Source organism: Nocardia brasiliensis ATCC 700358, assembly GCF_000250675.2.
Classification (GTDB): domain Bacteria; phylum Actinomycetota; class Actinomycetes; order Mycobacteriales; family Mycobacteriaceae; genus Nocardia; species Nocardia brasiliensis_B.
In genome coordinates this window covers 4,651,322-4,675,266 of record NC_018681.1, presented here as the reverse complement: position 1 = coordinate 4,675,266, position 23,945 = coordinate 4,651,322, and the positions used below count along the sequence as shown (strand labels likewise).

Genomic DNA, 23,945 nt, shown 5'->3' with positions numbered 1-23,945 from the left:
CAGCCTCGTTGCAGTCCGCAGTCCGCCGGAACCGGATCGAAGACACTGTCGGGGCCTACCGTGCCCTGCTCGACACCGGCAGGGATCCCGCGACCATCGTCTTCGCCGGCACCCTGGACGAGGCGGACGAGGCCCTCGATCGCGCGGCTCTGTTTCTCGCCCAACACATTCGCGCCGGGCAGCGGTAGGTCAGGCTGCTACGCGCCGGACTCCGGCTCTCGGCGCAGTTGGAGCAGCAAGTTCCAGGGAACGTCCGCTACGACGTCGGCTATCCGCGCTTCCGAGTCGTCGGGCTCGGGTTGTGGCCGGACTCGAATTTCGGTGAGGGTGCCGCGGATGACGGGCAATTCGGCACATTCGGCGCCGAAGGTGCCGGCCCAAGCCGCTTCCTCTGCGAACGAGGCGTCTCCGGCCAACTCCGCTGCGGCGAGATTCGCGGGGACGGCGTCGAGTTCGCGCAGCCGACGCCACTGCCGCAGGTTCGCCACCAGGACGCGGAGATCCGCCAGTTCGGCGATGATCTCCGGATCGGCGATGTCGATTTCGGAGATGTCCAGTCGCTGCAGGTTTTTCAGCGCAGCCAGCGGCGCGATGCGCACCGGATGCTGCGCTCCGGCCAGGTGCACGTCCCACAGCACGGGGTGGCCCGACAGCGGCTCCAGGTCGATGTGCGGGGCACTCGCCGACAGTGATTCGAGAGGGATATCCTGCGGCACTGCAAGATTCAAGGTTCGGATGCCGTCGATCCGCAGCCGGCGCAGCAGCGGCAGAGCCGCGAGTTCGGCCGCATCGAAGGAGTCGCGGGAGCGGAGGTCGAGTTTCTGCACGGCGAACTTGTCGGGCAGATCTTCGATCGTCTCGGCAGGGTCGTGCAGTCGACGAGTGTGGGCGGGTTGCGCTGTGTCGTAAAGACTGTCGAAGTTCTCCTGCGCCCGCTGCGACTCGATCGACTTCTGCAGTGCCTCGGTGACGGATTCGGCCCAGCGCGTGGCAGACTCGTACCCGAGGCCGACTTCGATCAGCTGCCCGCGGCGACCGGCCGGGCCGGGATCCAGGTCGACCGCGTGTGCGTTGCGGTCGCTGGTGCCGATGAAGACCCACCCTGCACTACGCGAGATCCGTTGAATCGTGCTGTGCGGCCAGCCTTCCAACACCACCCGGTCGCCAGTGAACAGCGAGTCGTCCCCCACGGATCGACTGTCCGCCGACAACCCCATCACCGTCGGATTGTCGGACAGATGACTCGCGGCGACATCGCTGAGCGGCGACAGGCGACTGATACCGAGCACGCCGCGGTCGTCGTGGTCGTAGCCGACCAGCCGGTACAGTGCCCGCAGATCTTCCGGCAGTCGCCGGCCGATCCGCGCCTCCGCCGCGGCGATGTCGCCCTCGGCCATGCCCGCCGCCAATTCGGGTGCACGCGAATGGGCCGCCGTGTAGGCATCGATGTACTCGCGTACCAGCTCACGCACTGTCGCCAGGACCGCCGGGTCGGTGCGCCGGTCGTCGGGCACCGTGTCGGCCGCGGCGATCGGTTGCTGATGGCCCGGATACCGATAGTCGGGGTCGAAGACCAGCCGTCGCACGGCGTCCCAATAGTGCTCGCTGGAGCCGGGGGTGCACTGATATTGGAACTCGTAGCTGTCGCCCGCCAGCCGAAGCCGCATTTCCACTACGCCGTCCATACCGACGCCGAGTTCGGAGCGCACCGCGTGGGCCAGTTCGCGTCTGCCGGTCACCCCGTGCACCCGATCGGTGCCGACCACGTATGACGGATCTATTCCGTTGCTCCACTGGCTGTGGTGCATGCGCAATGTCCCGCTGGTCGCGCCGGATTCCGCGAACTCTTGCGCGAGGCGTTCGACCCTTTCGGCCAGCTCCGTCATGTCCTCGACACTGTGCGAAGCGGCGCACGAGTTCCCTGCGTTGGGAAACGCCGTCGGAGCGCGCATGCCACGCCTGACCCGCCAGCCGACTTCTGCCGTCTGGGTCGCAGGATCCGTGCGGGTACGAAAGTTGTTGAAATGCACTAGGTGGGCGGCGATCTCCTGACAAATGCACCAGTGACGCGGAACACGGTGGGTGGCAACGTGACTAACCGTGGCAAGAGCGACACGGCGTCTCGGACGGCCGGAACAGCAGGGGCGGGGGCGCGGCGGGCGCCGAAACGGTTGGGCGGCAACGGTAGCGATGACGGTGGTCGCCGCCGGTCTGCTACCGCCCGGCTCGGCGGCGGCCGACAATCCTCCCGCCTCGGCGGCTACGGACCGGCAGGAGCAGCAGATCGCGACCCGCGACGGTATCGCGGTCTCCTACGTGAGCTTCCTGCTTCCGCTACCGGCAAACGCCGCACCGCATCCGGGGTCGTGCGAGCGCACGGGATATCTGCGTTACCGCGCGGTGGGCAGTCCGCAGGACGCGCGGGACGCGGACGCCGTGGTGGTGCAGCAGGGCGGAATGATCGGCGGCGCAATCAATTCCGACGGCGTCGCGGCGAACACGGTGCGTTCGGCGAAATCGCTCGGTCGCAACGTCGAATTCTGGGCGCTGGCCCGGCGCGGCTCCTGCTTGGATGAGACAGTCGGCTTCGACTACGCACTGCAGTCGGGCAACTATCTCGACGCGGTCGACTACTACTTCAACGGCAAACCGCTCGAGGGCCGCACCTTCGCCGGATTCAAGGCGTCGGCGGATCTGCCGATCCTGGATGCTTTCGGCCTGGAGCGAGTGGTGCGCGACCAGTACGAGATCATGCTGCACGAGCTCCCGGATCAAGCTGAGCGGCAACGGAAATACATCTGCACCGGTATCTCGATGGGCGGGTTGGTCACCGGGTTCTTCTCGGACTGGGATTTCGACGGCAACCCGGGCACGCAGGCCGACGCCGGCTACAACCAGTGCGCCGCGTTCGCCGCGCAGGACTCGATGGTGTCCTCGGATCCGGCCGCGATCCAGAACACGCCGTTCTTCCGCGATGTCACCGAAGCCATCACCGGACCCACCAACGGGGTGCTCAAGGCCGGCTTCGACAGCGGTGTGCTGCCGATGCGCACACTCGGCCCGATGCCGGTGATCGGCACCAAAGCCATGATGCTCTACCGGTTGGCCGGGCTCGCCGCGCATCTGGAGCCGGACGCGGAAAGCCAACTGCTCGCGCACATCCACGATCCCGATATCGAGGCGACGCTCACCACCCTGTTCAGCCCGAGCTGGGCGGCCGCCGTCACGGGCGGCGCGAACGGTGAGGGCACCATCCGCGACTACCGGTTCACCAATGCGGCGTTGCTCGGCACGTTCATCGACAACAACTCGGGCAACTTCGCGCTGCTCCAGCAAGGTGTCGGAGCGTTGGCGGGCGGCCCGGTGGCCGAGAAGACGTTCCCGAATCACGGTGGGCTGACCCAGGTTCCGGTGCTGGGCAACTATATGCGGATGAGCGCCGGACCGCAGACCCGGGTGGGTCCCACCGATCGCACGGCGCTGTATTCGTGGCGCAACTACAACGACGTCGTCGGCGTCCCGTGGACGGCGCCGAACCGGGAGATCGCCGATATCCACGAGGTGGCAAGGCAATTGGGCACCGGCTGGCCGACGGCGTACTGGGAGACATACTTCCCGTTGCGGATGATCATCGATATCGGCGCCGGTTTCGGCGGCGCGCGCACCGGCGACATGGTGAACCTGCGCTACCACAACATGAGTCGCACGAAGCCGAACTTCATCGCCTACGCCGGTGACAGCGTCGTCCAATACGGCGTCGGCACTTGGCTTCCCGCGCCGCCGACCGCACAGGTGGAGCAGCTGCCCGGCTACACCCACGTGGATACGATCGGGGCGGCCGCGGTGCAGAACAACGGAAAGCCGGACTACAGCGGGCAATATCTCGCCGAGTTCATCCGGGGCTTGACCCCGTAGGCGTTGGTGATCGAGGCGCCGGACCGCCTCGATCACCAACGCCGGGCGCCTTCGTCTCGGGCCGCCCGGTGCTCGTCCTGGGCGGCGGTGAGGGCAGCGCCGCCGCCCAGGTACCGGGTCCAGCCGAACCGCGGCCCGGTCTCACAGCGCACCTTCGACTATCGCCGGTTGCGAAACCTAATATTATTAGGTTATAAACTAGGCGACCTAGTTTTGAGGAGGTATGCCGGTGATGGCACGAGCGGGTTTGAGCGCGGAACGGATCACGCGCGCGGCCGCCGATCTCGCGGACGCGATAGGCTTCGACGGCGTCACCATGTCGGCGCTGGCCAAGCAGTTCGGCGTCAAGGACGCCAGCCTCTATTCGCACGTCAAGAACCTGCAGGAACTGCGGGCGCGGGTGACGGTGCTCGCCGCGGCGGAGAAGACCGAGCTGATCGCGGCCGCCGTCGCGGGACGCGCGGGCCGCGACGCCCTCGCCGCATACGCGCACACCTGGCGCGACTACGCCCTGCGCCACCCCGGCCGCTACGCCGCGACCCAGTCACCGGTGCCACCCGGTCTGGTCGACGCCGGTCCAGGCGCGGCCCGCGCCGTCGAACTCACCTACGGCATGTTGCGCGCCTACGGGTTGACCGAACCGGACCTCACCGACGCGGTTCGCTTGCTGCGCAGCACCTTTCACGGCTACGCCGCGTTGGAGGCCGGCGGCGGTTTCCAGCACTCCCGCGATACCGCCGCCTCCTGGGAACGCATCATCGACGCCTTGCACGTCGCGCTGGAGCAGTGGCCGTCACCCGAGAAGAAGGATGAATCATGAAGTCCGGTACGCTGAAAGTCCCCGGCGCGACACTGTTCTACGAAGTGCGCGGCAGCGGGCCGCTGCTCGTACTGCTGCCCGGCAGCGGCGCGGACGCGGCGATGTTCGATCACCTCGCGGAACTGCTGGTGCCGCATTTCACGGTGCTGGCCGCCGATCCCCGCGGTTATTCGCGCAGCCCGCTCGACGGTCCGCCGGTGGATCAACAGGTCGAGGTGATGAGTGAGGACATCCACCGCCTCATCGAAGATCGCGCTCCCGCAGGCGAATCGGTGTATGTCTTCGGCGCCAGCGGCGGTGCGGTCGTCGCGCTCGACTTGCTCGCCCGGCATCCCGATCGGCTCGCCCTCGTTGTCGCCCACGAACCGCCTTCGTTCGGCCTGCTGCCCGACGCGGCCGACCATCGCGCGTTCGTCGACGAGGTCTACGAGCTGTTCCATCGGGAAGGCGCGGCGGTCGCCGGTGCGCACTTCGCCGCCGGCGTCGGCGCACAGATGCGGGGCCTGCCGGACCCGGCGACGCTGCCGCCGCGCACCGCCGACATGGTCGCCCGCGTCATGGCGAACCTGCCGATCATGCTGGAACACGAACTCCGCCAGATCACTTCGTATCTGCCCGACGAAGCGGCCCTGGCCGCGGTCGCCGACCGCCTCGTCCTCGCCGTGGGCGCGGAATCCCCCGGCACCCTGCCGTACCGCCCGGCCGCAACGCTGGCCGAACGCCTCGGCATCCCACTGGTCGAATTCCCCGGCGGTCACGGCGGACTCAACCAGCATCCGGAAGCCTTCGGCCGCAAGCTCTTCGACGTCCTGCAGTCCGCCCGCGCGAAGTCCAGCGCCGTGGACTGAATCCCGCCCGAGCACGCTGCTCCGCGAATACCGGTGCGCGCCTGCGCTATCGCTCAGCGCTGACCGAGGGCAACCCCCGGCCGGTCCGACGGCTTGACTTGGAGTGCACTCCAAGTCCTAGTGTCGAGGCGGTCTTCAGGTTTCGAGGTACCGCCCGGTCCGCCAGGCAGGAGGAGGATCTGCGCATGATCACCCGAACCACGCTGAACTCGCCCGGTCTCACCGTCAGCGCGATGGGGCTGGGCTGCATGGGGATGAGCGAAAGTTACGGCGCCGCCGATTGGGACGGCGGCATGGCCACCATCGACCGGGCCCTGGAGTTGGGCATCACGTTCCTGGACACGGCCGACGCCTACGGCACCGGGCACAACGAGGTGCTGGTGGGCCGGGCCATCCACGGTCGCCGGGATCAGGTGCAGCTGGCCACCAAGTTCGGCATCGACCGCAGCGCCGGCGACCGGTCACGCCGCATCCGCGGCGCCCGGGACTTCGTGCTGCGTTCCTGCGACGCCTCGCTGCTGCGGCTGGGTGTGGAGGTGATCGATCTGTACTACGCGCACCGCCCGCCCCAGGATGTGGAGATCGAGGAGACCGTCGGGGCGATGGCCGAGCTGGTCGAGGCGGGCAAGGTCCGCCATCTGGGACTGTCCGAGGTCGACGCCGAGCTGCTGCGCCGGGCGCACGCGGTGCACCCGATCACCGCGGTGCAGAGCGAGTACTCGCTGTGGACCCGCGACGTCGAGGCCCTCACCCCGGTGATGGCCGAGCTGGGGGTCGGGTTGGTGCCGTACTCGCCACTGGGGCGGGGATTCCTGACCGGCACCCTGGACCGCTCCACGTTGGGCGAGAAGGACTTTCGGCGCAGCAACCCGCGGTTCGCCGGCGCGGCGGGCGAAGCCAACGAGAAGATCGCGCAGACCGTGCGCGAGGTGGCCGACCGGCTGGGCGCCACCCCGGCCCAGGTGGCGCTGGCCTGGGTGTACGCCCAGTCCGAGCGGCTCGGGGTGGCGGTCGCCGCCATTCCGGGCACCCGCAGCCCGGCCCGGCTGGAACAGAACGCGGCCGCACTGGAACTCACCCTGGACGCCGAAGCCCTGGCCACGCTGGACCCGCTGAGCGACCAGGTGACAGGCGAGCGCTACACCTCAGCGCATACCGCCGAGGTCGCTCGGAGCTAGGCTCCGTCTCGAAGTCCCATCCGCGCCTGCCTAGTCCGGTATACCTGCTGCGGGAGTTACCGGGATAGTGCTGAGCACGTCGTGTGCCGTACCCGGCTTTAGGTGCGGGTCAGGTGCGCGGGGTGGGGTTCCGGCGTGGTCATCTGGCTGTGGTGGCGTCTCGAGCGGCTTGGGAAAGACAGGGGCGGTTGGGTAGCGGGCCGGGTGGTGTGGACCAAGCGACAGATAGGTTGGGGTCACAGAGTTTTCGTACTGCTCACAGGGGCTGTAGCTGCTGTGAACCGTACGGAAGGTCTGTGACCCCGCGACTCACCCAGCAAAACACGCCGAGCCACAACCCCACCCACCCGAAACCGCTGACACCTCGTCAAGGAACTCTCGAAAACAGCACCACAGCCAGACGACCACGCCGGAACCCCACCCCGCGCACCTGACCTGCGCCTAAAGCCGGGAACCCCACCTGACGCGCCCAGCACCATCCCTGTAACTCCCGCGGCAGGCACACCAAACTGGGAAGGTCACACTTCGGCAGCCAGCCGACAAGCCCGAACGCGAGCAAACCAAGCGACAGTTAGCCCCGTGCCGACACGCGAAAGCCACACATCTGCAAATGGCCCCGCCTCACCACTCCGAGACAGAACCAAGCCGGTCGAGCGTCGTGCCCGGCATCGAGGACGCCACGCTCGACTTCTGGGCACGAGTGATCGTGGTCAACCAGACCGACCCGCTGGCAGTTGCCACCGCAGGACCGGTGCGAAACTTCAGCGCGCCAACGCGTATTCGAGTGCCGCCGCCACCCGGTCGATCGGCTCGGTAGTCCCCTCGGCGCGACAGAGCACCAGCGCCCCTTCCATGCCCGCGATCAAGAGGGTCGCGAGATTCTTCGCGTCGCTTTCGTCGAAACCGTTGCGCTGCAAGCAGTCCTGGAACGGCTGTTGCCACCGCCGGAAGATGGCGCGGGTGGCCTCGTGCAGGGAGTGGTCGTCGGGTCCGGCGCCCAGGGTGACGGCGGCGACCGCGCAGCCGGGCGGTTGCTCGCCGCCCGCCATCACGACCTTGGCTCCGGCCAGGATCGCGTGCATGGCCGGTACGGGTTGCTGGTCGGCGCAGACCGCGGCGATGAGCGGGCTGACGGTGGTGTCGAGGTAGGCGAGCACCTCTTCGGCGAGTTCGGTCTTGCCGCGCGGGAAGTGATGGTAGGTCACTCCCCGGTGGGCGCCGGCCGCGGCGGTGACTTCACGTAATCCCGTTCCCGCGTAGCCCTGGCCACGGAACAGCAGCGTCGCTTTCCGGATCATCCGGGCGCGGGTATCGCCTGCCACCTGCGGTCCACCTTTCTCGGCCCTTGACTAAGCCGATCGGCTTAAATCATACTCACCGTACTTTCTAAGCCGATCGGCTTAGAACCGACGAGAGGCCGATCCCGATGCTCGACACCGCCCGTGGCGCCCTGACGCGTTACCTCGCCGATGTCCGGCGCACCCCCGGTCAGCTGTTGTTGTTGCTGCTGTCGCTGTGGTTCGTCAGCAACGGTCCGGTCGCGTTCGCGATGTGCTCGAGTTTCTCGTTCGGGGCGCACATGAAGTCGTGCACGGTGATGGTGTTCGGGTTCATTCCGGTCACCGTCAACGGCTGGCACGCGCTGTTCCATCTCGTCACCGGTGTCGCCGGGTTGTTCCTGGTGCGTACGCCGCGCAAGGCCTTCGCGTACGGGATCGGTTGCGGCTGGTTCTATCTCGTCATCGCCGGCTTCGGATTCTTCGGCGGGGACAACGTCCTGCGCTTCATGGCCGTCGACACCTTCGGCAACTATGTGCACGCAGTCGAGGGCGGCCTGGCGCTGACCATCGCCGCGCTCATCGCGTTCGGCACGCAACTGCGCACCCGGCCCGGCACGGCGGCGGTGCGCTGAGACCGAGCCTCAGATACGCCGCGCGCCGGTGACGTGGACCGCCGGAAACCGTCCGGTGGCGCACGTTCCGCTCATGCGGTCCCCCTCGGTGGTCATGGCGAAGGCGAGGTCGAGGCGCATCAAGCGGCGGGTGAGGGTTTGACGCCAGCTCAGCAGTTCACCGTCGAACTCGAGGTCGTCGAGCGGCCGCTTCTTTCCGGAGGCGCGCGCGGTACCGGTGAGCACCCCGTTGTCCTGCTGGATTTCCAGGACGACTTTGATGTCACCGAGGCGGGTGGCGATGGTCAGGTCCCAGATCCCTGCTACAGACATGCTTCGCTCGTCCTTCCGACGGACCGGTACCGCAGGCACGCTATCCCGTGCCTGATCGTGAACCCTAGCGACGCCCGGTATCGTCCGGCTGTCGCGCGAGTCTTTCCTGGTGTGCGGGAAAGGATTCCGGGGTCCGCCGCCACGCCGGGATCGACAGGTAGGTGGCGGCTCGGAGCAACCACTCCACCGGGCCGTAGCGGTGACCCCGCAACCACCAGTGGCTCAGCAGCACCTGCACGGCAAAGGTGAGCAGCGCGATGCCGATGACACCGGCGGGCGGCACCTTGTCGATGAGCGCGAACCCGTAGCCGGTGTAGACGACCATGAGCACGATCGATTGGAAGATGTAGTTCGAGGCGGCCATGCGCCCGGCCGGCGCGAGCCGGCCGATCCAGGGCGCGGTGCGCGCCCATCTGGTGAGGCAGATGATGCCCGCGACGTAGGCGAAGGTCATCAACGGATTGACCAGTTCCTGGATCCCGGCCCAGTAGAAGGGCGGCACGAACCAGTTCTGGGCGGCGGCGAAGGTCACCGCCGAGACCGGCAGGCCGACGGCGAACCCGCCGATCAGCACGCGAGGCGCCCAGCGCCGCAAGGTATCCGGATCGTCGAACAGTTGCCGTTTGCCCGCCGCCATGCCGATCAGGAACATGCCGAGGCTGGTCGCGCCCTGGGTGAACCAGATCAGGCCGATGAAGATCGGCGCGATCCACATCTGGTTGGCGAAGGTGTCGCCGAACGATCCGGCGTATCCGTCGTGCATCCGCTGCAGGTCGAAGAAGATGTTGAGCCCAGACAGGTCATCGCCTTCGCTGCCCGGGATGAACATCCACCCGCACCACACGATGTAGAGCACCGCGCCGGTGATCACCGCCGTGCGCGGCTTCAGCTTCTTCAACGTGATCAGGATCAGGCACAGGAACGCGTAGAGGGTGAGGATGTCGCCGATCCACAGCAGGAACACGTGCGCGAGCCCGACGATCAGCAGTGCCGCGCAGCGCCGGAGCAGTCGCGCGTTGGCCGACACCCCGGCCCGCTGCGCCGCGGCGATCTGCAAGGTGAACGAGTAGCCGAACAGGAACGCGAACAGCAGATAGAACCGGCCGGTGAAGAAGGCGTCGACCAGACCGCTCACGACGTGGTCGACCGGCCCGTCCCAGCCCGGTCGCGGATCGTCGGCGGGTCCGGTGAACGACCACAGGGTGGTCGCGACGATCACATTGGTGATGAGGATGCCGAACAGCGCGAAGCCGCGCAGGATATCGACCTCGGCGATCCGTCGATTCGAGGTCCCGGCAGGGGCAACCGATTCGGACATACTGTGAAAGTAGACGTCCGTACCGGTTCCCGCGTCCGCCACCGGATCTATCGGGGTGCTGAACCGGACATACCGTATCCGCGACCTCCGGCGTATTGACATCCGCCATTGGTCGGTCACACCAGGTCGCCGACCTCCAGATAGATCTGGCGCCGGACCGTGATCTCGGCCAGGAAGCCTTGTGCGCCACCGGGAAACGCCGCGACGGCCAGTTCGCCCGCCCGCAGCCGCGCGCCGGTGAAGTCGCGCTGCCCGAGCAGGATCGGCTGAGCGTGTTCGAAGCCGCGGCGCGCGACGTCGTCGGACAGCGCGGCGCCGAGCAGGTCCGTCACGGTGCCGGGCACCAGCTCGGCCGCGACGATCTGATCGAAGCTGGGGCGCCGGATGATCCGGTGCGCCAGATACATCCGGTCCGGCCGCCCGAAGCACAGGTGCGTCACGGTGCCGCCGTCGCCGTCCCGTTCGAGCGCCGCGAAATGCAGGACCCGGCTGACCGTGACCCGCACATCGTCGGCGATCGCGATGCCGCCGCGTTCACCGCGTCCCCGGATCAGCCTGCCGCGGAAGGACCGCCGGGGGTCGGCGCGGCCCGGATCGAGGTCGGCGATCGGAAAGTCCTCCGGGTCGAAGGTGTGGATGCCGGTGTACCCGACCCGGCGGTCCGCGCCGAGCGCGCGACGCCCCCGCTCGTCGAATTCGACCGCGAGCAGCACCTGAAAGTTGTAGGGGGCGTCGAACGTGGGCCGGTAGGAGAGGTAGCAGTCGAGTCCGGTCCCGAAAACCACCATGCCGTGCATGCCTGCGCCGCCTGCCAATTCGGGCCGATGGTGTGGTCCCGGCGCGCGCAGGTGTGCGATCTTCACGACGCCACCTCGCGGGTGCGCGGTCCGGTCTCGGCCGTGTCGTAGGTTCGCTCGAACATCTCGAGCTCCTTTCTCGCCACTCCTACAGTGGCCAGAACGAAGCCCGATGCCACGAGTGTCCGGCTACTCGAATCCCGCCGGACCGGCTACTCGATCGTTCTCGGTGCGGCTCAGGGGTCGAGGCGTACCGCGCGCGGCCGCGACAGCCCGGACAGATCGAGCACGCCCTGCCGGACCGCGGCGACGCTGAGCACCTCCATCGTCGCGATCACGATCAGCAGCAGGCCGACCACCAGTCCGAGCACGTCCAGCGAGTCGAACGGCAGCACGCCGACCACGAGACCGAGGAGCAGGGTGAACAGGCCGAACACCTCCTGCCTGCCGCTGCCGCGCAGCTCGGGCGCCCACACCGCGACGGTGGCGTGACAGATGCCGCGCACCGACCAGGCCAGGCCGACCCAGAACGACAGCAGCAGTGCCGAATTGCCGCCGCTGAAACACAGCACAGCGAGCAACGTCGAGATCAAGCCGCTGACGAAGACGAGCACGCGCAGGGCGGGCGCCATCCGCGCGCTGAACGCGATGATCACCTGCAACCCGGCATTGACCAGCAGATACGCGCCGAGCAGCAGTTCCGCGGTCGGCAGCGTCTTGTGTGGCCATACCGCTATGACCACACCCAAGATCATCGAGCAGGCACCGGACACCAGGATCGCCTGCCGGGCTGTCCCGGCCAGTGGGTCCGCACGCCCTTGAAGCTCGTCTTCGGGCATAGCTCCATGATATGAGCGCACGCCTCGGTTAGCCGGGTGTTTGCTTTCACTCGGTGCGGCGAGCAGGAATGGCCGAACGGCAGTTGCCGACTATGTCCCGGAGATGGCGGACAGCACCACGCTGCGAACCGACGTGCCGTCGGCCGATTGCCATGGCGCGCTGACCTGCCCCGCGCTCGGCGCACCCGCCGGCTCCAGCACGCGGTGCACCCGCAGCACTCCCCCGATATCGGTGTGCGCGCTCGCATCCACCGCCGTCGCCGCGCCGGGCAGTGCGAGTTCGGCGGGCGTGACCTGGATCGACGGATCGGGTGTGCCGCTTTCGTGCTGCGCCTGGGGCTCGGCGGTACCGGCGAGCAACGCCACGAGTTGCGCTACCACCACCGGGTCGCGGGTGCCGTCGTAGAGCCAGCGCTCACCGAGGACGCCGTGCATCGACGTGCCGACGAGCGCCTCCTCGGCGCCGTCGAGCGGTGCCCCGCGGTACGCGAACGGCACCAGATAGGCGACGGGCTCGGCGGCACTGTCCACGATCACCACGAACTCGATCCCGACCGCACCGGCGGGGTCGTCCAGGCGGAACCCGCCTGCGCGCCGCAGCACCGGCCGATCCGTGCCCTGGTACCACGTGCGGGTGGGCAACCACGCGGTCAGCAACTCCAGTTTCGTCGGCACCATCGTCGTCTCGTGGATGACAGCCATCCGCGCGTCCTCCTTCACCGCCCGGCTCGAACCGCCGGACGCTCCGCTCGAGCATAAGCGAGCACACTCGATGAACTATCGTGCGCCCATTGCCTTTCCACTTCTCCCGTAAGGTCGTGACGTGCTGGGTTCGGGGAGTGGATTGCTGTCACGGCCGCTGGTCGCCGGGATGACCGCGCAGCGAGGTGTCGACGAGGGGCCGCGCGACACCGCGCGCGGCTGGTGGGTCACGATCTTTCTCACGCTGGTGGCCGCGGTGCTGCGGTTCGCCGGTCTCGGCACGGCGACCGAGGGCGGCACACCTGTCTTCGACGAGAAGTACTACGCCCTGCAGGCGTGGGAGCTGCTGAACAACGGGATGGGCATCGAGGACAATCCCGGCTTCCCCGTCATCGTGCATCCCCCGTTCGGCAAGATGCTGATCGCGACGGGTGAGGCGTTGTTCGGCTTCACCCCGCTCGGCTGGCGGTTCGCCGCGGCGCTGGCGGGCACGGTACTGGTGTTGCTGGTCGTGCGGATCGTGCGCAGGCTGGCCCGCTCGACACTGATCGGCGCGATCGCCGGGATCCTGCTGATCGCCGACGGCGTCACCTTCGTCTCGTCCCGGATCGGCATGCTGGACATCTTCCTGACCGTGCTGGTCACCGGCGCGTTCGGGTGTTTGATCGTCGACCGTGACGAGGTACGGGCCCGGCTCGCGCGCGCCGCGACGACCGGCACACTGTGGGGTCCCCGGCTCGGCGTGCGGTGGTGGCGCTTCGGGGCGGGCGTCCTGCTCGGACTGGCCTGCGCCACGAAGTGGTCCGGGTTGTATTTCGTGGTGGCCTTCGCGATTCTGTCGCTCGGTTTCGATGCCACCGCGCGACGCGCGTACGGCGTGCCGCACCCGTTCGCCGGCACGATGATCCGGGACGCGTTACCGGCCACGTTCGCGCTGCCGTTCGTGGCGCTCGGGGTCTATCTCGCGTCGTACGCCGGCTGGTTCGCGAGCGAGTCCGGGGTGAACCGCCACGCGGTCGGCATCCAGGTGGGTCCGGACGGCTTCTTCTCGTTCGTGCCGGATGCGTTGCGGGCGTTGTGGTTCAACCATTCCAGAGTCCTGGATTTCCACACCCACCTCACCAACTCGGCGGGCAACCACCACGCCTGGGAATCCAAGCCGTGGACGTGGCCGATGGGCTTGCGCCCGATGCTGTACTACTACCCCGAAAACGCCCACGGCTGCGGGCAATCCGAGTGCGTGCGGGCGATCATGCTGATCGGCACCCCGGCCGTCTGGTGGTTGGCGTTCCCGGTGCTGGGCTGGGCGCTGTGGCAGTCGGCGACGCGGCGCGACTGGCGCTATCTCGCCGTGCTCACCGCGTACGGCGCCGCATGGCTGCCGTGGTTCGGGGCGCTGGACCGGCAGATGTACTTCTTCTACGCGACCGTCATGGCGCCGTTCCTGGTCATGCTGCTGGCGCTGGCACTCGGCCAGATCCTCGGGCGCGCAGCGGAATCCAGGGAACGCCGCGGCACCGGACTGCTCGCGGTATGCCTGTATCTGGGCTTGGTGGTGGCCAACTTCATCTGGCTCTATCCGATACTGACCGGCCTGCCGATCACACCGGCGAGCTGGCAGCACCATCTCTGGCTGCCGAGTTGGCGATGAGCGAGTAGTTCAGTCGAGGCAGAACTCGTTGCCCTCGATGTCCTGCATCACCAGACACGACTCGTTCTCCTCGTCGGCGAGCAGCAGTTCCAGCCGGGTCGCGCCGAGCGGGAGCAGCCGAGCGCATTCGGCTTCGAGCGCGGCCACGCGTTCCTCGCCAGTCAGTCCCGTGCCGACCCGCACATCGAGGTGCACACGGTTCTTCACGACCTTGCCCTCGGGCACGCGCTGGAAATACAGGCGCGGACCCACACCCGCGGGATCCATGGCAGCGGCCCCCGCGTTCTGGCGTTCCGGCGGCAACGTGCGGTTGTATTCGTCCCAGTCGGCGAAGCCCTCCGGCGCCGGCGGCACGACGTATCCCAATACCTCGCACCAGAACCGGGCGACGCGCTCGGGATCCGCACAGTCGAAGGTGACTTGAACCTTTTTCACCGATGCCATCGGCTCACCATAGAGGCGTGGCAGGTCGTCGCGCACATCTATTACGACAAGGCGCCGTTCGCGGGGACATTCGGGACGAACCCGCTCACGGGATCGAGGACTTCCGCGGCGTCGGTAGGGTCGCGGTCATGGAGCGGAGTTTTCATTCGGCGGAACAACTTTTGGCCGCCCTGCGTGCGGGTGCGGTGACGTCGGTCGAGTTGACCGAGGAGGCGATCGCTCGAATCGAGCGGGACGACAAGACGATCAATGCCATCTGTGTGCCGGACTTCGACCGGGCGCGGGCGGCGGCGCGGCGAGCCGACGAGGCGCGGGCACACGGCGAGGACCGTCCGCTGCTCGGTGTCCCGGTGACGGTCAAGGAGTCCTACGACATCGCGGGTCTGCCCACGACCTGGGGTGTGCCCGCGTATCGCGACTACGTGCCCGCCGAGAACGCGGTGCAGGTGTCGCGGATCGAGGCAGCCGGTGCAGTGGTACTCGGAAAAACCAACGTGCCGTTCATGTTGCAGGACATCCAGAGCTACAACGACATCTACGGCACCACCAACAACCCGTGGGATCACAGTCGCACACCGGGCGGATCCTCCGGCGGATCGGCTGCCGCCTTGGCCGCCGGCTTCGGCGCGCTCTCGCTCGGCTCCGATATCGCCGGATCGCTGCGCACGCCCGCGCACTTCTGTGGCGTCTACGCGCACAAGCCGACCCTCGGGCTGGTGGCCAGTCGCGGCATGGTCGCGCCACCGGGGCCTGCGCTGCCCACCGAGCGTGATCTCCCGGTGGTCGGTCCGATGGCCCGCACGGCCCGCGACCTCGCTCTCCTGTTGGACGTGATGGCGGGGCCCGATCCGCTCACGCACGGCATCGCCTATCAGCTGGCGCTGCCGCCCGCCCGCCACGAGCGCCTCGCCGACTTCCGTGTGCTGGTTCTCGACGAGCATCCGAATATTCCGACCGGGACCGCGGTGCGCGCAGGGCTACAGCGGGTCGCCGACGCGATGGTCGCCGCCGGTGCGCACGTGGCGCGGCAGAGTCCTTTGCTGCCCGACCTCGCCGAGGCTGCGACGCTCTACACCCAGCTGCTGGTGTCCGATCTCGCCGCGCGTTTCCCGGCGGACAGGTACGAATTGCTGCGCGCCGCCGCGGCCGGACTGGACCCGCACGACGACAGCTATCAGGCGGTGTGGCAACGCAGTGCGGTATTCAGCCACCGCGAGTGGATCGAAGCGAACAACCGCCGCGAACTACATCGCCACGGGTGGCGGCAGCTGTTCGCGGAGTTCGACGCGGTCGTGTGCCCGATCACGCCGACACCCGCGTTCCCGCACGACCACACGGGTCTGGGTGAGCGGCGCATCGCCATCGACGGCGTCGACTATTCGTTCAACGACCAGTTCGTCTGGGCGGGTCTGGCCACTATGCCAGGTCTGCCCGCCACCGCCATCCCCGCGGACCGCACCGACGCCGGACTGCCGGTCGGCGTGCAGCTCATCGGCCCGATGTTCGAAGACCGCACGCCGCTGCGGCTGGCCGAGCTGCTCGAGCAGGAGATCGGCGGCTTCCGCGCACCGTGACGGACAAGCGCGGGTTTCGCTGCCGGCAGGCCGTTCGGTCGCATCAAGATCATCCGCTGCGCCGGCGGGTGGCATGATCGCGAGGTGAGTTTGCGATTCGGTATTCAGTGGGCGCCGACGGCGACCGAACTGCCACGGCTGCGCGCGCTGGCGAAGGTGGCGGACCGGGAGGGCCTCGATCTGCTCGGCATCCAGGACCACCCGTACTCCGGCGGGCTGGCCGACACCTTCGCGGTGATCGCCACCGTGTTGGCGGAAACCGGACGGCTGCGGGTGTTTCCGGACGTGGCGAGCCTGCCGCTGCGCGGGCCGGCCATGCTCGGCAAGCAGGCGGCGACCCTGGACCTGCTCAGCGGCGGACGCTTCGAACTCGCGCTGGGTGCGGGCGCGTTCTGGCCCGCCATCCGCGCCATGGGCGGCCCGACCCGATCGAATCCCGAAGCGTTGCAAGCGCTCGAAGAAGCCACCGCCGTCATCCGCGCCATGTGGCAGCCCGGGACGAAAGCGAACGTCGACGGCACGCACTACACCGTGCACGGCGTGCAATCCGGCCCCGCGCCCGCCCATCCGGTCGGGATCTGGTTCGGCAGCGTCGGCCCGAAGGCGAACGCGCTCACCGGGCGCATCGCCGACGGCTGGGCCGCACCCATTCCGCACTACCTGCCCTACGAGAAATGGCAAGCGACGCAAGACATCATCTCGGCCGCCGCCGTCGACGCGGGACGCGCGCCGACCGACATCACCCGGATGGCGCAACTCGTCGGCACCATCACCGACGCGCCCGGCCCGGTCACCCTGCGCGGTGAAGAGAAGATCCGTACCGACGCCGCCGGCTGGGCCCGCATCCTGGCCGACCTCGCCACCGAAACCGGCTTCGACACGTTCGTGTACTGGCCGGAGTCCGAGGACGAAACCCAACTCCGCCGCTGGATCGGCGACGTCGTCCCGGCTGTCCGGGCCTTGTGCGGCGAGTAGGTGGCGCGACGACCGCCGCACGCTCCTTTCGAAATCATGCTGACGAGGTGCCGGTGACCCCCGCAAGGGTCGCCACCGACACTCCGGTTACGGAGCTCCCGCCCAAGTGGCCACTGGCATAGCGGCTACGAGGCGCCCGCTCGCGCTGGGCGGTCGGTGACCGGGCGACGGGCTTCGGCGAGTAGTTCGTCCAGTTGCGCCTCGGCGCGTTCGGCGCGCGCGAGTGTTTGCGCGCGAGCCTCGTCGAGTGCGTCGATTCGCTGGGCGGCTTCGGTGCGGACCTTCTCTATTGCGGCACTGGATTCGGCGCGGGCCGCCGCGATGTCAGCGGCAGCGGTGCGGCGGGTTTCGGTGAGTTCGGTGCGGGTGCTGTCGAGTTCGACGCGGACCCGGCGCCATTCTTCGCGCGCCTCGTTGGCGGCTTCGATCCGTTCCATCGCCGCCTGCTCGGCGCGTTCGGTCGCCCGTTCGGCGTCGGCGGCACGCTGCACGGCGAGGTCGCGCTCGGAGTGCGCGGCGCCGACCTTGGCCGCCGCTTCCCGTTCCGCGTGCGCGATGTCGGTGGCGGCCCGCCGTTCGGCGCGCTCGACCTGTTCGGTCGCCTCCTGTCGGATCCGTGCGATCTCCTCCGCGGTTTCGCGGCGCGCGGTGCGGACCTCGGCTTCGGCGTCGCTGCGCGCCGCGAACACGTCGTCGGCAGCCTGACGCGTGGCGCGTTCGACCTCGCGTAGTGCGTCGTCGCGGGTGCTGTGCGCGTCGGCGATCGCGGCTTCCGCCCGTTCGGCCGCACCGGCGGCGTCATCGGCCGCGGCTTCGGCCAGCGCTCGCGCTTCCTCGGCTTCGCGGCGCGCCTGTTCTGCCGCGACAGTAGCCATTTCAGCTTCCGCGATCCGGCGCGCCGCATCGGCTTGCACCGCCTGGACCTGCGCCTCGGCCACCGAGGGATCGCCGAGCGTGGACAGTTCGGCGACGGCGGCGTTCAGCGTATTACCCAGTTGATCTGCGAGACCACGGAATTGGGTGAGCAGCTCATCCGCGCGTAATCGAGCCACGGTGACCGGCCCCTGCTGCGTCACAGTGACGGAAGCGTCGGCTACCTCCGACTCCTGTTGTAGCCGTTGCCGTTCCCGCCACGCGCGCCATCGCGTGTGCTCCGGGTGATCACAGTATTCCGAAGGGCGGCCGGGCCCCCCGCCACGCGTGATGGGTCGAGCACAGCCCGGGTAGTTGCAGACGTTGGACACTCGAAAATCGTAGCGTTGGTTTCGTCAATAGTGACGTATTCATACGAAACGAAAGAGTTCGTGTCGCAAGAAGACTCGGTAATCGACCAGCAGTCCTGACCTCCGATAAGTGAACATTATCGGGGGTCAGGACTCGAGGCGGTCGCCCAACTCCCCTGCCCTCATTACGTTTACGTTTGGTTGGTGAACACGAAACGAAACTGCTACTAAACCCATCGAAAACTGGGCACCCCTGTACGCCGGTACCAATTCGGTGTTTCCTCGCGAGCCGTCCGAGTGGCGCGACGAGCCGAAGCCGGTACGAGTGGGAAGCAGGCGGAAGTCCTCCCCCGCCGCATGATGGAATCGGTGCATGGACGAGATCATCTTTCGGTCCGCGACGATCGAGGACCTGCCGGCGCTGGTGCGGATGCTTGCTGACGACACGTTGGGTAGTGCCCGTGAATCGGTGGACGATCTGAGCCCGTATCGCGCGGCGTTCGCCGTGATCGATGCCGATCCGCGCCAGGAACTGCTGGTAGCCGAACACCACGGTGCCGTAGTCGGCACCGCGCAACTCAGCTTCCTGCCGGGTCTTGCCCACAAGGGTGCGGTGCGGGCGCAGATCGAGGCGGTGCGCGTGGATCGGCCGCTGCGTGGCAACGGCCTGGGCGCACAACTCATCGAGGAGTGCGTGCGGCGGGCGCGGGCGCGCGGTTGTGCCCTGGTGCAGTTGACCTCGCACGGTAGCCGCACGGACGCGCACCGTTTCTACGGCAAGCTCGGCTTCGAAGCCAGCCACGTGGGTTTCAAACTGGCACTGGCCGAACAACATCCGCTGCCCACCTCGCCCCCGAAACCGGGGTGTTGAACGCGCCGACCGGCCGTGAAAAGGTTCACGACATTCCATGCTGCGGCAGTGTCCGTGGCCGGTGACCGCCCGTCACAGTGACACCATGAATCGAGTGATCTCGTGCTCGCCGAAGAATCGAACGACCGCAAGCGTCGTGGCACATTCGATTGGTACTGGCTCGCCTACTGTGGCGCAGCCTGCCTCGGTGTACTCGTTCCGCTGGTGCTGTTGTTCTCCGACGCCTGCTTCTACCTGGAGTGCAGCGAAGGGACGCGGTCGTTCGCTGCGCCCGCGATCGCCATCGGCGTCGCCGTCACACTGCTGGTGGCGGGGTGGATTCTCCGCTCGGACCGGCGGGGCAGTAATCGCCTGGCCGGGGTGGTGATAGCCGTGGTCGGGGTGCTCGCCTCGTCCTGTACCGGTTATGGCGTAGTGAATTTCGTCTTTCCCGGTAGTCGAGCACCCCTGGTGCGGGAGGCGGCCGAAACGCGAACCATGCTCGACCGGATGCCGGGAGTGCACGAGGTCACCACCCGTTCCGGGGACACGTTCTCGGTGGTCGTCGTGCTGACCGCAGACGCTTCGACCGATCAGGTCGCGCAGGTGGTCCGCGCGTTCCGCGAGCAGGTGACCGACGGACCGGACTTCCGCGAGTGGCAGGTGGACCTCGAGATTCGCCGGCCGGACACCGACAGCTCCTTCAAATCCGGTCACAAGGGTTTCGGCGATGCGCCCGGGCACGCGGCACGCTGGCTCGAGCTGAGTCGCGCGTTTCCCGCCGACCGGGTGCGCTGGACCACCCAGACCTGGACCTACTACTTCGCCTCCTTCATGAGCGACGGCGCGCCGAAGGGCGACATCGGGATGGGCGATATCACGGTACGGCTAACGGGCACAACCGATCCCGCCGCAGTCAGCGACACCTACCGACGGTTGGTGCGCGAGTTCCCGGATCTGTCGACAGCTCGATGGGACATCGGCACCTCGGCCAGCGACACCGGGGTGCTCAGTACCGCCGACTACTATCCGAGCGAACTGGAACTCTCGGTGTGGGACCGCGTCAACGCGGACCGGAATCCGCGCCGCACGGTGCTGATGCATCCGCGGTACGGCGTGGTCGAGCAACTCCACGCCCCGCGCGAGGGCGACGCGGAACGACTGGCCGACAAGCATTTTCCGATCGTCGGGGAGCTGACCCGGCCGGTCCGCTACCTGGTCACCGATATCGGCGACACCACCGTGAACCCGCGCTCTCCCTTGCACCACCCCATCACTCCTCTCGGAGCCGGGCCGATCGGCGAGACCGTCAGCCGCTGCACATCGCCGACCCAGACCCGCAGCGTGACCCAGCAGCGATTGCTGGATCGTCACGAGGTCTGTTGAGGGCCTTGACCCGACCGTTCGCGGTGTGGGTTTCGAGCTTCATGTGCGGTAGAGCTCGGTGAGCAGCTCGAGCACGGTGCGGGTGGCGGGGTGGGGGTCGTCGCGCCACCAGACCAGTTGTACGGCTACGGGTTCGGCGTCGCGTACCGGCAGGTAGGCGATGCCGGGGCGGGGATATTGGTCGACAACGGATTCCGCGGTGACTCCCACACAACGGCCGGTGGCGATGACGGTGAGCCAGTCGTCGATGTCGCGGCTCTGCTGTTCTGCGGGGCGCGCGTGGGCGGGCCACAGATCCGTGGTGGTCGTTCCGGTGCGCCGGTCGACGAGCAGGACGCGGTTGCTGAGGTCGGCCAGGCGTACGGAGCGGCGTCGCGCCAGGGGGTCGGTGGCGGCGAGCGCGCACCAGCGTGTTTCCAGGCCGATGATGGCGCTCTCGAAGCGGCGGTCCGTCAACGGTTTGCGGATGACTCCGAGGTCGGCGGTGCCCTCGGCCAGCCCGGCGCTCGGGGAGTTGATGCGGAGCAGGTGCAGTTGGGTTTCCGGGTGTGCTGCCTGCCAGCGGTGCTGAAAGGCGAGTGTGCGTCGGCCGAGTGCTGACCAGGAGTGACCGATACGTAGTTCGACGTGGCCCGATGTCGCTTCCTGGACCAGGTTTTCGACCTCGCTCAGCACGCGCCGGGCGTGCGCCACAACGCGTAGTCCGATCGTGGTCGGCGCGGTTTCGCGGGACGTGCGCCGCAGCAGCCGTACGCCGAGGCGCTGCTCGAGCGCCGAGAGGGTGCGCGAGACGGCTGCCTGTGAGACGCCGAGAGCGATTGCGGCATCGGTGAACGTGCCTTCGTCGACGATCGCGACGAGGCAACGCAACTGACGCAGCTCGATATCCATAACCAGATCGTATAGTTGGTGTGCGCCATGCATTTTGCGAATGTGCGGCGGCGGCACAGGATCGGTGGGTGCAAGCAGACCCCACTCGCCCGGCAGAGCTTGCCGTCCTGCCCGCGAAACCCGGTGCCGTGTCGATTGCCGGAGTCTGCACGATGCTCGCCAGCGGCCTTTCGAACCAGCTCGGTGCCGCGATCGGGTCGCTGGCCTTCCCGGTGCTTGGCCCGGTCGGCGTCGTCGCGGTCCGTCAGTGCGTCGCGGCGGCGGTGCTGCTCGCGGTCGGCCGGCCGCGCTTTCGGTCCTTCACGCGACGCCAGTGGGGGCCGGTGCTGCTGCTCGCGATCGTCTTCGGTGTGGTGAACCTGTCGCTCTATACCGCGATCGACCGGATCGGTCTCGGCTTGGCGGTGACCCTGGAGTTCCTCGGTCCCCTCACGCTCGCGCTGGCCGGCTCGCGCAGACGCGTGGACCTGGGCTGTGCCGTGCTCGCCGTCGCGGGGGTCGTCGTGCTGATGCGCCCGCGCCCCACCGCCGACTATCTCGGCATGGGGCTTGCGCTGCTCGCCGCTGCCTGCTGGGCAGGCTACATCCTGCTCAACCGTTCCCTCGGACAGCGCTTCACGGGGGCTCAGGGCACCGCGGCCGCGGCGGGGCTGTCCGCCTTGATATACCTGCCGCTCGGAGTGGGTGTCGTAGTGCATCACCCGCCTTCGATCGGTGCGGTCGGTGCGGCTGTCGCGTGCGGCATCCTCGCCTCGGCTGTGCCGTTCCTTGCGGACCTGTTCACGCTGCGTCGCGTTCCCGCTGCGGCGTTCGGGTTGTTCATGAGCGTCAACCCGGTGCTCGCCGCGGTCGTCGGTGCGCTCGTGCTGGGTCAGCGGCTCGACGTGGCCGCCTGGTCGAGCATCGCGGCGATCATCGCGGCCAATGCCATCAGCATCGGCACGAAGCCGAGTTCGACGCGGCGACAATGCTCGACGTAAGCCGAAACAACGCCCCTACCAAGATAACTCGTTGCCGCAAAGGAGCTTTCCATGCACGGTGTAACGCTGACCGACCACCACTTTTCCGTCCCCCTCGACCATGATCAGCCCGATGGCGAGCACCTCGAGATCTACGCTCGCGAGGTCGTGGCCACCGGACGCGAACGCGAGCAGCTGCCCTGGCTGCTGTTTCTGCAAGGCGGCCCCGGCATGGTGCCGCCGCGTCCGCTCGGCCGGGATTCCTGGCTGGACCGCGCGCTCGACGACTACCGCGTCCTGCTGCTCGACCAGCGCGGCACGGGCCGCTCCAGCCCGATCACCCGGCAAACGCTCCCCGCCCGTGGCGCGTCGGCCGCCCAAGCCGACTATCTCACCCATTTCCGTGCCGACGCGATCGTCCGCGACGCCGAACTGATCCGGCGAACACTGATCGGCGAACCATGGTCGGTGCTCGGCCAGAGCTTCGGCGGCATGTGCACCGTCACCTACCTCTCGTTCGCGCCCGAGGGTCTGCGCGAAGCAATAATCACCGGCGGTCTTCCCGGTTTGCGCGTCACCGCCGACGAGGTCTACCGCGCCACCTATCCGCGCGTGCACCGCAAGAACACCGCCTACTACCGCCGGTACCCGCAGGACGTCGCCGCGGTCCGGCGCATCGCCGCGCACCTGATCGAGCATCCGGCGCCGCTGCCCGACGGATCCTTGCTCACCGTCGAGGCATTCCAGTCGCTCGGACTGATGCTCGGTACCCGCGACGGCGCGGACGTGCTGCACTACCTTCTCGAAAACTCTTGGGCTGGAACAGAATTATCCGACAGCCTGCTCGCCCGCATCGCGGGTTTCCTCAGCTACGCCCAACTGCCGCTGAACCCGCTCATGCACGAACTCACCTACGCCCAGCGCTTCACCGGTGCCACCAACTGGGCGGCGCAGCGAATACGCGGCGAGTTCCCCCAGTTCGACGCGCGCGCTGCGCTGGCCGGGGACGATCCGGTGTTGTTCACGGGTGAGATGACCTACCCGTGCCACTTCGACCAGCCCTGCCTCGAGCCTCTGCGCGCGACCGCCGAGCTGCTGTTCGCCCGCGCGGACTGGCCCGACCTCTACGACCCGCAGCGCTTGGCCGCGAACGAGGTCCCCGTGGCCGCCGCCGTCTACCTCGACGACATGTACGTCGACGCCACATACTCGCTGCAAACCGCCGAGACCATCAAAGGTCTACGGCTGTGGGCGACCAACGAACACGAGCACGACGGACTGCGCACCAGTAGCGGACGCGTCCTCGACCACCTGCTGCGCATACTGCACGACCAGATCTGAACCGGAGCGC

At 68.0% G+C, this 23,945-nt stretch carries 23 protein-coding genes; 13 read left to right on the top strand and 10 right to left on the bottom strand.

Annotated elements, in window-relative coordinates:
* Positions 1–8: 8 nt before the first annotated feature.
* Entirely contained in the window at positions 9–188 is a 180-nt protein-coding gene (locus O3I_RS20825; protein WP_041562747.1) for a hypothetical protein, read from the top strand.
* A 9-nt stretch (positions 189–197) separates the two neighbouring features.
* On the opposite strand, the gene O3I_RS20820 is transcribed toward O3I_RS20825, so the two are convergent.
* Positions 198–1,886, bottom strand: a complete 1,689-nt coding sequence (locus O3I_RS20820; RefSeq protein WP_014984947.1) for an SMI1/KNR4 family protein — start codon at positions 1,884–1,886, stop codon at positions 198–200.
* A gap of 304 nt (positions 1,887–2,190) precedes the next feature.
* On the opposite strand from O3I_RS20820, the gene O3I_RS20815 reads away from it, so the two are divergent.
* The 4 genes from O3I_RS20815 to O3I_RS20800 all read left to right on the top strand — a co-directional run bounded on the left by O3I_RS20815 (position 2,191) and on the right by O3I_RS20800 (position 6,761).
* Positions 2,191–3,915 (top strand): hypothetical protein, encoded by a 1,725-nt coding sequence (locus O3I_RS20815; RefSeq protein WP_014984946.1) that lies wholly within the window; start codon positions 2,191–2,193, stop codon positions 3,913–3,915.
* A 232-nt stretch (positions 3,916–4,147) separates the two neighbouring features.
* Positions 4,148–4,735, top strand: a complete 588-nt coding sequence (locus O3I_RS20810; RefSeq protein ID WP_041564093.1) for a TetR/AcrR family transcriptional regulator — start codon at positions 4,148–4,150, stop codon at positions 4,733–4,735.
* Complete coding sequence (locus O3I_RS20805) at positions 4,732–5,583, top strand: alpha/beta fold hydrolase (RefSeq protein ID WP_014984944.1); 852 nt, start codon at positions 4,732–4,734, stop codon at positions 5,581–5,583. Before O3I_RS20810 ends, O3I_RS20805 begins: the two co-directional genes overlap by 4 nt.
* Positions 5,584–5,768: 185 nt before the next feature.
* Positions 5,769–6,761, top strand: coding sequence for an aldo/keto reductase (locus O3I_RS20800; protein WP_014984943.1), 993 nt, complete (start codon positions 5,769–5,771; stop codon positions 6,759–6,761).
* Between the two features lie 761 nt (positions 6,762–7,522).
* Here the strand turns inward: O3I_RS20800 and O3I_RS20795 are convergent.
* On the bottom strand, positions 7,523–8,083 hold the full coding sequence (locus O3I_RS20795; protein WP_041562746.1) for a TetR/AcrR family transcriptional regulator: 561 nt from the start codon (positions 8,081–8,083) through the stop codon (positions 7,523–7,525).
* Between the two features lie 104 nt (positions 8,084–8,187).
* On the opposite strand from O3I_RS20795, the gene O3I_RS20790 reads away from it, so the two are divergent.
* Positions 8,188–8,673, top strand: coding sequence for a DUF4383 domain-containing protein (locus O3I_RS20790; protein ID WP_014984941.1), 486 nt, complete (start codon positions 8,188–8,190; stop codon positions 8,671–8,673).
* A 9-nt stretch (positions 8,674–8,682) separates the two neighbouring features.
* Here the strand turns inward: O3I_RS20790 and O3I_RS20785 are convergent, their stop codons facing one another.
* The 5 genes from O3I_RS20785 to O3I_RS20765 form a co-directional block, all read right to left on the bottom strand.
* Positions 8,683–8,985, bottom strand: a complete 303-nt coding sequence (locus O3I_RS20785) for a hypothetical protein (protein ID WP_014984940.1) — start codon at positions 8,983–8,985, stop codon at positions 8,683–8,685.
* Positions 8,986–9,049: 64 nt separating this feature from the next.
* Positions 9,050–10,303, bottom strand: coding sequence for a DUF418 domain-containing protein (locus O3I_RS20780; protein WP_051066990.1), 1,254 nt, complete (start codon positions 10,301–10,303; stop codon positions 9,050–9,052).
* A gap of 116 nt (positions 10,304–10,419) precedes the next feature.
* Positions 10,420–11,166 (bottom strand): hypothetical protein, encoded by a 747-nt coding sequence (locus O3I_RS20775; RefSeq protein WP_014984938.1) that lies wholly within the window; start codon positions 11,164–11,166, stop codon positions 10,420–10,422.
* Positions 11,167–11,336: 170 nt separating this feature from the next.
* Positions 11,337–11,939: a DUF308 domain-containing protein gene (locus O3I_RS20770; protein ID WP_014984937.1), complete on the bottom strand. Its 603-nt coding sequence runs from the start codon at positions 11,937–11,939 to the stop codon at positions 11,337–11,339.
* Positions 11,940–12,029: 90 nt separating this feature from the next.
* On the bottom strand, positions 12,030–12,641 hold the full coding sequence (locus O3I_RS20765; protein WP_014984936.1) for a maltokinase N-terminal cap-like domain-containing protein: 612 nt from the start codon (positions 12,639–12,641) through the stop codon (positions 12,030–12,032).
* Between the two features lie 169 nt (positions 12,642–12,810).
* Between O3I_RS20765 and O3I_RS20760 the strand changes: the two genes are divergently transcribed.
* Positions 12,811–14,292, top strand: coding sequence for a dolichyl-phosphate-mannose--protein mannosyltransferase (locus tag O3I_RS20760; RefSeq protein ID WP_041562745.1), 1,482 nt, complete (start codon positions 12,811–12,813; stop codon positions 14,290–14,292).
* Between the two features lie 9 nt (positions 14,293–14,301).
* Here the strand turns inward: O3I_RS20760 and O3I_RS20755 are convergent, their stop codons facing one another.
* Positions 14,302–14,736, bottom strand: a complete 435-nt coding sequence (locus O3I_RS20755) for a VOC family protein (protein WP_041564092.1) — start codon at positions 14,734–14,736, stop codon at positions 14,302–14,304.
* A 128-nt stretch (positions 14,737–14,864) separates the two neighbouring features.
* Here O3I_RS20755 and O3I_RS20750 point away from each other — a divergent pair, with 128 nt between their 5' ends.
* Positions 14,865–16,310, top strand: a complete 1,446-nt coding sequence (locus O3I_RS20750; protein ID WP_014984933.1) for an amidase — start codon at positions 14,865–14,867, stop codon at positions 16,308–16,310.
* Positions 16,311–16,394: 84 nt separating this feature from the next.
* Positions 16,395–17,285: an LLM class flavin-dependent oxidoreductase gene (locus O3I_RS20745; protein ID WP_041562744.1), complete on the top strand. Its 891-nt coding sequence runs from the start codon at positions 16,395–16,397 to the stop codon at positions 17,283–17,285.
* A 125-nt stretch (positions 17,286–17,410) separates the two neighbouring features.
* Here the strand turns inward: O3I_RS20745 and O3I_RS20740 are convergent, their stop codons facing one another.
* Positions 17,411–18,361 carry a hypothetical protein gene (locus tag O3I_RS20740; RefSeq protein WP_014984931.1) on the bottom strand — a complete coding sequence of 317 codons (951 nt, stop codon included), beginning with the start codon at positions 18,359–18,361 and terminating at the stop codon, positions 17,411–17,413.
* Positions 18,362–18,881: 520 nt separating this feature from the next.
* On the opposite strand from O3I_RS20740, the gene O3I_RS20735 reads away from it, so the two are divergent.
* Both O3I_RS20735 and O3I_RS20730 read left to right on the top strand, forming a co-directional pair.
* The gene (locus O3I_RS20735) at positions 18,882–19,379 is read left to right on the top strand and encodes a GNAT family N-acetyltransferase (protein WP_014984930.1); all 498 of its coding nucleotides are present in this window, start codon (positions 18,882–18,884) and stop codon (positions 19,377–19,379) included.
* A gap of 102 nt (positions 19,380–19,481) precedes the next feature.
* Positions 19,482–20,744 (top strand): hypothetical protein, encoded by a 1,263-nt coding sequence (locus tag O3I_RS20730; RefSeq protein ID WP_014984929.1) that lies wholly within the window; start codon positions 19,482–19,484, stop codon positions 20,742–20,744.
* Between the two features lie 39 nt (positions 20,745–20,783).
* Here O3I_RS20730 and O3I_RS20725 read toward each other — a convergent pair whose 3' ends face one another.
* Entirely contained in the window at positions 20,784–21,635 is an 852-nt protein-coding gene (locus tag O3I_RS20725) for a LysR family transcriptional regulator (protein WP_014984928.1), read from the bottom strand.
* A gap of 152 nt (positions 21,636–21,787) precedes the next feature.
* Between O3I_RS20725 and O3I_RS20720 the strand changes: the two genes are divergently transcribed.
* Positions 21,788–22,615 (top strand): EamA family transporter, encoded by an 828-nt coding sequence (locus O3I_RS20720; protein ID WP_014984927.1) that lies wholly within the window; start codon positions 21,788–21,790, stop codon positions 22,613–22,615.
* Positions 22,616–22,666: 51 nt separating this feature from the next.
* Positions 22,667–23,935, top strand: coding sequence for an alpha/beta fold hydrolase (locus O3I_RS20715; protein WP_014984926.1), 1,269 nt, complete (start codon positions 22,667–22,669; stop codon positions 23,933–23,935).
* The last annotated feature ends 10 nt before the right edge of the window (positions 23,936–23,945 follow it).

Bases quoted from the DNA above. Each gene is read 5' to 3' on its own strand.
- O3I_RS20810 (WP_041564093.1), top strand. From the start codon at position 4,148: ATGGCACGAGCGGGTTTGAGCGCGGAACGGATCACGCGCGCGGCCGCC.
- O3I_RS20800 (WP_014984943.1), top strand. From the start codon at position 5,769: ATGATCACCCGAACCACGCTGAACTCGCCCGGTCTCACCGTCAGCGCG.
- O3I_RS20770 (WP_014984937.1), bottom strand. From the start codon at position 11,939: ATGCCCGAAGACGAGCTTCAAGGGCGTGCGGACCCACTGGCCGGGACA.
- O3I_RS20765 (WP_014984936.1), bottom strand. From the start codon at position 12,641: ATGGCTGTCATCCACGAGACGACGATGGTGCCGACGAAACTGGAGTTG.
- O3I_RS20755 (WP_041564092.1), bottom strand. From the start codon at position 14,736: ATGGCATCGGTGAAAAAGGTTCAAGTCACCTTCGACTGTGCGGATCCC.
- O3I_RS20780 (WP_051066990.1), bottom strand. From the start codon at position 10,303: ATGTCCGAATCGGTTGCCCCTGCCGGGACCTCGAATCGACGGATCGCC.
- O3I_RS20790 (WP_014984941.1), top strand. From the start codon at position 8,188: ATGCTCGACACCGCCCGTGGCGCCCTGACGCGTTACCTCGCCGATGTC.
- O3I_RS20815 (WP_014984946.1), top strand. From the start codon at position 2,191: ATGACGGTGGTCGCCGCCGGTCTGCTACCGCCCGGCTCGGCGGCGGCC.
- O3I_RS20715 (WP_014984926.1), top strand. From the start codon at position 22,667: ATGCACGGTGTAACGCTGACCGACCACCACTTTTCCGTCCCCCTCGAC.
- O3I_RS20805 (WP_014984944.1), top strand. From the start codon at position 4,732: ATGAAGTCCGGTACGCTGAAAGTCCCCGGCGCGACACTGTTCTACGAA.
- O3I_RS20750 (WP_014984933.1), top strand. From the start codon at position 14,865: ATGGAGCGGAGTTTTCATTCGGCGGAACAACTTTTGGCCGCCCTGCGT.
- O3I_RS20725 (WP_014984928.1), bottom strand. From the start codon at position 21,635: ATGGATATCGAGCTGCGTCAGTTGCGTTGCCTCGTCGCGATCGTCGAC.
- O3I_RS20760 (WP_041562745.1), top strand. From the start codon at position 12,811: ATGACCGCGCAGCGAGGTGTCGACGAGGGGCCGCGCGACACCGCGCGC.
- O3I_RS20785 (WP_014984940.1), bottom strand. From the start codon at position 8,985: ATGTCTGTAGCAGGGATCTGGGACCTGACCATCGCCACCCGCCTCGGT.
- O3I_RS20820 (WP_014984947.1), bottom strand. From the start codon at position 1,886: ATGACGGAGCTGGCCGAAAGGGTCGAACGCCTCGCGCAAGAGTTCGCG.
- O3I_RS20735 (WP_014984930.1), top strand. From the start codon at position 18,882: ATGGACGAGATCATCTTTCGGTCCGCGACGATCGAGGACCTGCCGGCG.
- O3I_RS20720 (WP_014984927.1), top strand. From the start codon at position 21,788: ATGCTCGCCAGCGGCCTTTCGAACCAGCTCGGTGCCGCGATCGGGTCG.